This window comes from Sphingomonas sp. (genome assembly GCF_017745215.1).
Taxonomy (GTDB): Bacteria; Pseudomonadota; Alphaproteobacteria; order Sphingomonadales; family Sphingomonadaceae; genus Sphingomonas.
Genome location: NZ_JAGHZV010000028.1, coordinates 22,270 through 29,624, shown reverse-complemented (window position 1 = coordinate 29,624; position 7,355 = coordinate 22,270). Strand labels below are relative to the sequence as shown.

The following is a 7,355-nucleotide window of genomic DNA, read 5'->3' as shown; positions in this document are numbered from 1 at the left end:
GGCACTCCCGCCACCGCCGCCGCCGCCGACGACGCCGTCGCCGCCCGCCGAGCTCGCCGCGCTGGTCGACGTCGCGCCGCCCGCCCCCGATTGCCCGAAGGTCCCCGTCGCCGGCGCCACCGCGCTCGCCGCCGCGCTCGAGCCGCCGCCGGCGCCGCCCGCCCCCGGATCGGCCTTGACCAGCGCGCCCAGGCTCGTCGTCCCCCCGGCGCCGCCATTGGCGCCCGAACCCGTCGTCACTCCCGCGCCGCCGCTGCCGCCCGCGCCGATCGTCACGCTTTCGGTCGCGCCATGCGCGCCGGCGAGGAAGCTCTGGTAGATCGCCGCGCCCCCGGCCCCGCCCGCGCCACCGGCCCGATTGGCGCTGCTGCTCGAGACTCGCCCGCCGCCGCCACCCCCGCCGCCGCCGATCAGGATCGCGTCGAAGCTCGTCGCGAGCGGCGGCCGCGTGCTCGTCCCCGAGCTGGCGAACACCTGCCGCAGCGGCTGGATGTTCCACTGGAGCGGCACCCAGGCCGAACCCGACCAGAAGAACAGCGCCTGGTCGCGCTGCGCCGAGAGCCACGCCACGTCGCTCCCGCCATTGTCCTTCACCGTCACGCGGTTGGCGCTCGTGTCGCTTTTCCGAAAGCGCATCACGTCGCCCGTCGCCGCGCCGCTCGCCGGCAGCGTGAACGCGAACGCCCCGCCGCTCGCATCGCCGCGGATCAGTCTGCCCGCGTCGGCCTGCTGCACCGCATAGGCCGCGGTCTTGTCGAGCAGCGTCACGCCCGCGAGCCCGCCGTAGAGCTCGTCGAAATTGGCGATCGCCTTGCCGAAGGCGGCGTACAGCGTCTCGGCGCCGGCATCGCCGGCCGAAGCGCCGCGGTTGATCACTTGCTTGGCCATGGATCAGGCTCCGCTTGCAAGATGCGACGAAGCGCTCGCGAGCACGCCCGCGTCGCTCGCCAGGACCAGCGACGGCGCGGGCGGGGGCGAACCCCGCCGCAGCGCCAGCGCCGGGATCGAAAGTCCGAGCGCGCCCATCAGTAGAGTGCCAGCAGGTCGGCGGCAGTGGTCCCCGTCGCCCGCACATATTGCGCGCGGAACGGCAGCAGCGCGCCGCTCGGCACGTTCTTCCACAGCTGGTCGGCGGTGCCGTTCACCCCGCGCATCGTGATGTTGCCCCCGGTGCCGACGTAGAGCGCCTTGGGAATGTCGCTCAGCGCATTGCTGTCATGCGGCGTCACGCCGAGCGCGCGCGTCGCCGGTGCCGACACTTCGTCGGCGCGGTTTGCGAATTGGTCTGCCATGATGATCCCCTCGCCGCGCAGCGGCCTCAAAATCTTCGCGCCTTCGCGCCTTCGCGTGAAAATGAATCTCGCAAAGGCGCAAAGGCGCGAAGAAGGAAAGCAGCGCTGCGCGCCTCAGCTCGCGGCGAACTTCAGCAGCTTGATCGCCTCCGAATTGCTCACCATCCCCCCCACGCGCTTGGTCGCGTAGAAATGGACATAGGGCTTGTTCGAATAGGGATCGCGCAGCACCTGCGTCTCGGTCCGGTCGGCGATGAGATAGCCCGCCTTGAAGTTGCCGAACGCGATCGACAGCGAATTCGCCGCGATGTCGGGCATGTCCTCGGCCTCGACCACCGGATAGCCGAGCAGCGTCGCCGGCTGCCCTGCCGCGAGCCCCGGCGCCCAGAGGAACTCGCCCGTCGTCGTCTTGAACTTGCGGATCTTCGCCAGCGTCGCCGAATTCATCACCCAGCTCGCGCCCTGGCGATAGGGCGGCCGCAGCGCCTGCATCAGGTCGATCAGCTTCTCCTCGGGGTTCGCCGCAAACGCCCCCGCCGCGCCGCTCGCGATATACTGGAGCTGCCCGAACGTCCGGCTCGCATCGCTCGACGCGGAAACCGTCGCCTGCAGGAAGCCCTTGGGCTTGCTGGTGCCGTTGCCGTTCACGAACGCAGCACCCTCGGCCGCGGCGAATTCGCGTGCCACTTCGTCGGCCAGCCAGCCTTCGACGTCGAACTGCGCGTCGTCGAGCATCGCCTGGCTCGCTGCCGGATTGGCGAACAGCTCGCCCATCGGCGGCGCGATTTCGTTGAACACCGGCGTGTCGGTCTCGTCGCGCGCACCGGTTTCGCTCGCCCAGCCGCTCTCGAAGCCGCCGCTGGTCACCAGCTTGCGATAGCCCGCGCTCCCCACCTTCACCACGTTCGCGATTCCGCGGATCGGCGAGATGCTCTTGAGCGTCGCGTCGATCAGTGCGTCGATCTCGCGCGGCACGGCATAGCCGCCATGGTCGCCCGCGGTCCCGTCGAACGCCTTCATCTCGATCGCCGCGCCCGAGCGCAGGAACCGTTCGAACCCCGCCCCCGGCGCCCGCGCCCCGCTCAGCATCGGCCGCCCCGCGAGCTGCCCCGCCGGCAGCCCGCCCTTCTCCACTGCCTCGAAGCTCGCCTCGAGGCCGTCCGCCTTCGTCTCGATCATGTCAGTCTCCCCACAAGAAAAAACCTCTCCGGAGCAGAGCCGGAGAGGCGCGCCGCCAGTGGCGGAACTTCGTCGAATGGTTTGGACCACCGGCTCTCGGACACAGACAAATGAACCCAGCAGCCGCATCGCTTTGCGCGTAGCGGACCGCCTTCACGTATCTGTTAAGATATTCCCGGAGCTATTTAGGCGACTTGCCACAAAGAAGCCTGGCGTCGGCCTAGTGGGCAACAGCACCTATGTCGACAGTAGCGGGCAGTTCAGCCGAGTGTAATCGGTCGGTCGCGCCAATTCGCCCGGAGCTGGATAGCTGCGTCGCCCATCGCGGTAAACGGCACGCGTTGCCGCTCCACCAGCATCAGGACGAGCAACATGGGCACAGTGGCAACGAACGCGATTGGATTGATCGCCAGAGCCGAGAAGATGAAACGCTTGCCGACATACTTTGTCCTGGGGCAGCGTAGCGGCTCTGCTTGAGGTGCCTCACCGGCGCGTTTGATAGCGCTGGCCATCGCACGGAGGATCATCCAACCACCGCTGAATTCCATCGCGTGATCCATGCACCAGGTGACAAAGGCTTTATCGACCGCAGGCGCTTTGGGATCGTTGATGACCTTCACGGCCATCTCAAACAGTTCGACACGCTTCGGGTACACGGCTCGGTTCAGCATGCGGAAAAAGAGCATGCCGGCAACAACGAACACCGTGACGACGGCGAGTCCTGTGATAGCAGACGCTCCCATGCACCGTGTCTCCTACGTCAACTCATAACCAACTACAACCAGCCAACGATCCCACATCCGATCCATTACAGATCACCGCTTACGGCCTTTTCCTTTCGCCTTGGCACGAATCGCTTCCAACTGCCGACGTTGCCTGAACGTTTCTTGGTCCAGGATGAACCAATGAGCGACAATCGACAGACCCCAGCCCGTCGGCAATATCCACCAGTGGTTAAACATATAGGTAGTGGTAGCCATGAATGGATACCATGCGTCCTTCAGACCACACATCCCCAACAAAGGTGTTAAATACCACGCGCTTCCCGCCTTGACGGACCGCATCAATGAGGGGGGTTTCGGCCTTCTGCGACGCTGAGCCGCGATGTCACGGCGCGCTGCTCTGTTTTCGGAAATGGCCGGCCCCCAAAATGACCCACAGTCGCCACTGCCAAGCGAAGGGGTCTGTTTTGGTGAACACCAAGTATTCTTATGTCAAGCCCGCGCCCCGGTGACGGGGCTCAGTAGCGCCACGATTATCAGTTGATTGTACGTCGACCTCGGGCATGCATGCCTCCACCGCATGCACCCGCGCCAGCGGCTGCATCGGCCGCGCCACCAGGCTGACCTCGACCAGCTCGACCTGCAGCAATTCGCGCACCCGCCCGGCCCGCGCCGCCTGCACCCGATAGCCGAACGACAGCCCCGTCACCGCGCCGCGCGCCACCGCCTCGGCCAGCCCGGCATCCTCGACGCGCCCGATCACCCTGAGCCCGCGGCTGTCCTCCGCGAGCCACTCGACCTTGCCCACCGGCGCCCCGCCGTGCTGCCACAGCAGCGGCACCGCGCCGCGCACCCGGAACGCGCCGCGCCGCACCACGTCGCCGCCGCGATCCGCCGCGTCGAACACCGCGGCATAGCCCGCGAAGCGCGTCACGGCTTCACCCAGCCCGAAAAGCCCAGCTTCATCGCCAGCCCGACCAGCACCGCGGCGAGCAGCAGCTTCACGGCCCAGTCGACCACTGCCTTCGCCGCCGACTTCTTCGCGTCGCGCCACGCCCCCAGCAGCTCGCGCAGCTCGGCCATGTCCTTGCCCGCACCCGGATCGTCGAGCCCCAGCCGCGCCAGCGCCCGCCTGGCGCCGAGCTCGCCCGCTTCCTCGACGATCGCGCGCAGCGTCGCGATGGATCCGCCCTCGCCTTCCGCCTGCGCGGTCAGCTGCGCGAGCAGCTCGCCTTCGCTCATCGCTTCACTCCCACCATCGCCCGCTTCTCCTCGTCGGTGAGGAAGTCCGCCGCGTTCACCGATCGCCACAGCCGCTCGCGCTCCTCGGCGAGCACCGGCACCTGGTTGAGGTCCACCGCCAGCCGCGCCCCGTCGAACCACCCCGCCAGCGCCTGCGACAGGCTCGCCAGGATCGTCCCCGCCAGCGGCAGCACCGTCGATCGCCACAGCGCGCGATTGGCTTCGCGATAATTGGCATAGGCATTGTCGCCCGGCAGCCCGACCAGCATCGGCGGCACCCCGAAGGCCAGCGCGATCTCGCGCGCCGCCGCGGCCTTGAGCCCGACGAAGTCCATGTCCGCCGGGGTGAGGCTCATCGCCTGCCACTTCAGCCCGCCTTCGAGCAGCATCGGCCGCCCCGCGTTGGCCGCGCCGGCGAAGGCGCCCTCCATCTCGCGCTTCAATCGTGCGAACTGCTCGCCCGAGAGCGCCGCGCCGTCGCCGGGATCATAGACCAGCGCGCCCGAGGGCCGCGCGGCATTGTCGAGCAGCGCCTTGTTCCAGCGCGTCGCGGCATTGTGGATCGCCACCGCGCCCGCCGCCGCGCCCAGGCAGCCCAGCCCATAATGGTCGTCCGCCGGGTGGAAGGACCTGACATGCACCAGCTCGGCCCTCCCGGCGGCGTCCTCGGCCATCAGCCGGGCGACATGCTCGCCCACCCGATAGCGATAGGCCGAGGGCCAGCCGCCCGCATCCGCCTCCACCGTCACGCGCTCGGGCCGCAGCGCATAGAGCTCGCGCACCATGCCGCTCTCGTCGCACAGCAGCTGGACATAGCCGTTGCCGTGCAGCAGCAGCTGCGCCGCGAGCACTTCCAGCAGCGGCTGCCCGCCCGAGCGCGCCGCCACCAGCGCCGCCAGCGCCGGGTCCGACGCCTCGAGCGGCGCTTCGCCCACCGCCTGCGCCACCAGCTTCACCGCGCGCTGCGCGATCGGATTGGCGCAATAGGCCTCGCGCAGCTGCGCCTCATAGCTCTGCGGCCACTCGCCGAATGCGCTCCCGAAACCGCCCCCGAACCCGCCCGCTGTCCCGGCGCGCGACAAGGCCGGCCGCGCGTCGCCACGCGCGGACTTCCGTCCGAACCATTTCATGTTCTACCCTTTCGCCGTTCGCCCAAGGTCCGCCACCTGCCCGTGGGGAAGCAGATGAAGCGCCTGATTCCGTTATCTCTCGCCGTCCTCGTGACGGCCCTGCCTAGCTTCGCTCACGCCCAACAGGGCGATTCCGCCGCGCAGGCGAGCATCAAGCTCCAGCTCGAGCGCCAGCGCGCGCCGATGTTCGGCGGCGGGAGGAAGCTCGACGTCACCGCGCTCTATTCGGTCAGCGGCACCGGCTGCCTCACCGAAGTGGTGATCGACTATCCCGCCACCCGCGCCGGCGACGAAACCTATGCCGCGCACACCGATCGGATCGTCATCCCGTGGTCGCAGGCCGCCAGGGTCACCACCGACGGCGAGTATATCGTCGTCGCCGCGCCCGGCCTGCCCGAGGGCGGCCGCTATCTCTATGCCGGCACGCCCGCCGACGCCGCGAGCCTCGCCGCCGTGATGAAGCAGCTCGCCGAACGCTGCGGCAGCCGCCTCGCCGCCGCGCCGGCACCGTCGGCGCCGAAAGCCGCCGCCGCGCCCTCGAACACCCCTTGCCGCTTCCCGGCCATCCCCCAGCTCAGCCTCACGGGCGGCACCGCCACCTGGTCCGCCGCGCCCAACGAACGCGCCGACGATCGCACCCGGCTCAGCTTCGCGCTCCAGCAATCAACCGAAGCCACCGCCAACTGGCGCGGCCTCCTCCTCGTCTCGCCGCGTTTCACCTTCCGCAGCAACGGCTATGCGACGCGCCAGATCGTCCGCGCCAAGCTCCTGCTCGACGGCAAGCCGGTCAACAATGTCGCGATGCGCATCACCCAGGAGCGCATCCCCGCGCTCGGCGAGTGGAGCACCGTCGTCACCTTCGCTCCCGCGACGGTGAGCGACGAGCCCGCCTTCCTCTATGCCCTGTCGCGCGGCGCGCTCGTCTCGGTCCGCCTCGCCGACGCCGGCGGCCCGGTCGCCACCTTCACCTTCCCGGTCACCACCGTCCGCGACGTTCCCGCCGCGCTCGAAGCGAGTGGGTGGCGCTGCGGCTAGCCGCGCCCCTTCGTCCCGAACCAGATCACGTGCCGCGGCCCCTTGCCGTTCTCTCGCGCGCGCACCGCCACTTCCTCGACCGCCAGCCCCGCGGCCGCCATCCGCTTCGCGAACGCCGGATCGGGCCCCGCCGACCACACCGCCAGCACGCCCCCGGGCCGCAGCGCCCGCCGCGCCGCCGCCAGCCCGCTCGCCGTATAGAGCCGGTCGTTCGCCAGCCGCGTCAGCCCGTCGGGCCCATTGTCGACATCGAGCAGGATGCCGTCATAGGCCTCCGCCCGCTCGCCGATCGCGTCGCCGACGTCGCCCATCACCAGCCGCACCCGCGGATCGTCGAGGCACCCGGCGGTCAACTCGGCCATCGGCCCGCGTGCCCAGTCGATGATTCCCGGCACCAGCTCGGCCACCGTCACCGCGCCGCCAGCCCCCAGCCCCGCCAGCGCCGCGCGCAGCGTGAACCCCATCCCATAGCCGCCGATCAGCAGCCGCGCATCGCGCTTCCCCGGCCGCGCCCCGAGTCGTTCGAGCGTCATCTCGGCCAGCGCGACTTCGGAGCCGCGCATCCGCGTGCTCATCAGCTCGTTGCGCTCGAGCACGATCATATAGTCGCCGCCCCGCCGGAACAGCCGCAGCGGTTCGCCGCCGGGCACCTCGGCCGTGCCGATCAGTTCGCGCGGAGTCATGCCCCGCCTTGCCCGCCCTGAGCGCGCCGGGCAAGCGTGCCGCGAAGAACAAGGTTTGTTCGCGCAAAGGCG

9 protein-coding genes are annotated in these 7,355 nt (G+C 69.6%); 1 reads left to right on the top strand and 8 read right to left on the bottom strand.

Annotation, left to right across the window (positions count from 1 at the left end; translation table 11 throughout):
- From J7495_RS19405 to J7495_RS19375, 7 genes are all read right to left on the bottom strand, one after another.
- Positions 1 to 888: hypothetical protein (locus tag J7495_RS19405; RefSeq protein WP_294058625.1), on the bottom strand; the 888-nt coding region annotated here is incomplete at its 3' end.
- 137 nt (positions 889 to 1,025) lie between these two features.
- Positions 1,026 to 1,292 carry a hypothetical protein gene (locus J7495_RS19400; RefSeq protein ID WP_294058624.1) on the bottom strand — a complete coding sequence of 89 codons (267 nt, stop codon included), beginning with the start codon at positions 1,290 to 1,292 and terminating at the stop codon, positions 1,026 to 1,028.
- Positions 1,293 to 1,406: 114 nt separating this feature from the next.
- Positions 1,407 to 2,471, bottom strand: coding sequence for a phage major capsid protein (locus J7495_RS19395; protein ID WP_294058623.1), 1,065 nt, complete (start codon positions 2,469 to 2,471; stop codon positions 1,407 to 1,409).
- 260 nt (positions 2,472 to 2,731) lie between these two features.
- The gene (locus J7495_RS19390; RefSeq protein WP_294058622.1) at positions 2,732 to 3,214 is read right to left on the bottom strand and encodes a hypothetical protein; all 483 of its coding nucleotides are present in this window, start codon (positions 3,212 to 3,214) and stop codon (positions 2,732 to 2,734) included.
- A 466-nt stretch (positions 3,215 to 3,680) separates the two neighbouring features.
- Positions 3,681 to 4,127 carry an HK97 family phage prohead protease gene (locus tag J7495_RS19385; RefSeq protein WP_294058621.1) on the bottom strand — a complete coding sequence of 149 codons (447 nt, stop codon included), beginning with the start codon at positions 4,125 to 4,127 and terminating at the stop codon, positions 3,681 to 3,683.
- Complete coding sequence (locus J7495_RS19380; RefSeq protein ID WP_294058620.1) at positions 4,124 to 4,435, bottom strand: DUF6127 family protein; 312 nt, start codon at positions 4,433 to 4,435, stop codon at positions 4,124 to 4,126. The genes J7495_RS19385 and J7495_RS19380 overlap by 4 nt, the downstream gene beginning before the upstream one ends.
- The gene (locus J7495_RS19375) at positions 4,432 to 5,565 is read right to left on the bottom strand and encodes a phage portal protein (protein WP_294058619.1); all 1,134 of its coding nucleotides are present in this window, start codon (positions 5,563 to 5,565) and stop codon (positions 4,432 to 4,434) included. The genes J7495_RS19380 and J7495_RS19375 overlap by 4 nt, the downstream gene beginning before the upstream one ends.
- A gap of 90 nt (positions 5,566 to 5,655) precedes the next feature.
- Here J7495_RS19375 and J7495_RS19370 point away from each other — a divergent pair, with 90 nt between their 5' ends.
- Positions 5,656 to 6,600 carry a hypothetical protein gene (locus J7495_RS19370; protein WP_294058618.1) on the top strand — a complete coding sequence of 315 codons (945 nt, stop codon included), beginning with the start codon at positions 5,656 to 5,658 and terminating at the stop codon, positions 6,598 to 6,600.
- Here J7495_RS19370 and J7495_RS19365 read toward each other — a convergent pair.
- A complete protein-coding gene (locus J7495_RS19365; RefSeq protein WP_294058617.1) occupies positions 6,597 to 7,283 on the bottom strand; it encodes a spermidine synthase in 687 nt (228 codons plus the stop codon). The genes J7495_RS19370 and J7495_RS19365 overlap by 4 nt on opposite strands.
- Positions 7,284 to 7,355: the final 72 nt, after the last annotated feature.